Source organism: Vibrio sp. 10N.261.45.E2 (genome assembly GCF_002875705.1).
Lineage (GTDB): Bacteria > Pseudomonadota > Gammaproteobacteria > Enterobacterales > Vibrionaceae > Vibrio.
On record NZ_MCZZ01000036.1, the window covers coordinates 1 to 1320 of the forward strand.

Here is a 1320-nt window from a genome sequence, read left to right on the forward strand (position 1 = left end):
ACTGTCACCGTCCAAGTGTACCCCCCATCTTCCAAACCTACGTGACCTTCTGCGATCCAATTCCCATTGCCATCGGCAATAGTAGTGATAGTATCTATGAGGTACTCACCTTGATGAATAGTAATAATCACACTTGCCCCACTCTCCGTAGCACCAGAGAATCGTGGCATAGTAGTATGAGTAACACCATCACTATCGGAACGACCACTATCCGTATCTAAACTTACAGAACTTAAGACGGGAGGTGTGGTATCAATAGTCATAGAATTAGGAGAAGTTATGCTAACATTACCTGCACTATCCTCAGTTCTAACAATCCAAGAATAAACGCCATCAGGAAGTTCAATCGGTGATTGAGCTTCCCAAACACCATCTGCTGAAACGGTTGCAATAGCTGGAAACTCTGTTCCATCATCTGAATAAATAATAATATTAACGGATGCGTCTGGCTCTGTTTTACCAACGAATCTAGGTTGATTTATATTGGTAATAGAATCTTGAATAGAACTATCATCTAATAGTTTATTTTCAGTAGAAATCGGAGCTATTGTATCAATAATCACGTCTCCACCTGGAATACTTACAACATTATCGGCTTTATCGGTAGCTGTCACTTTCCAAGTGTAGGTCCCATCTTGAATTTCACTAGAACTAATTATTACCCACTCTCCATTATCATTTACAATAGTGCTTAAAGAAATAATTATTTCTTCACCATCATAAATATCAACAACGACTCTTGCTCCAATTTCAGATATACCTTTAAAAACAATATTAGAGTCAGATAAAATATCAATCAGCTCCGAATTCGAATTGTCAATAACTGCTTCTGATAGTAAAGGAGTTGTTGTATCTATCGTCACACTTTCAGAAGAATTGGCAATCAAACCATTTTCATCAGATGACTGAATAAAAACTAAATGAGTTCCATCAGATAATTCTTGGTTAATAGTTATGGAAAATTTACCATCGGAATCAGTAATGGTTTTATAATTAATATTATTAATGGTAATGATAATATCTGAGTTTGGCTTTGATGTTCCGACAAAAGTTGGCTTAGAATTATTTGTTATGAAATCGTCTTTTCCCCCGGAATTAGATTCATCCGACAAGTCAAAATCACTAATGAAATTATCACTTGAAGGTTCTGAGGGTTCTGAGGGTTCTGAGGGTTCTGAGGATTCTGAGGATTCTGAAATCTGGGGAGGGCTTATTTTCTTTTCTGAAGCTTTAATATTAACATTTTTAATATCAACTTCTTTAACACTAAAGAGTTCTTCATCATTCTCATTATCTACGCTGGCTTTCTCTTCCGCTTCT

General features: G+C 36.4%; 1 protein-coding gene. It reads right to left on the bottom strand.

Features of this window, described 5'->3' with window-relative positions; translation table 11 throughout:
• The coding region (locus tag BCT34_RS02070) for an Ig-like domain-containing protein (RefSeq protein WP_198593450.1) at positions 1-1320 on the bottom strand (1320 nt) is incomplete at both ends.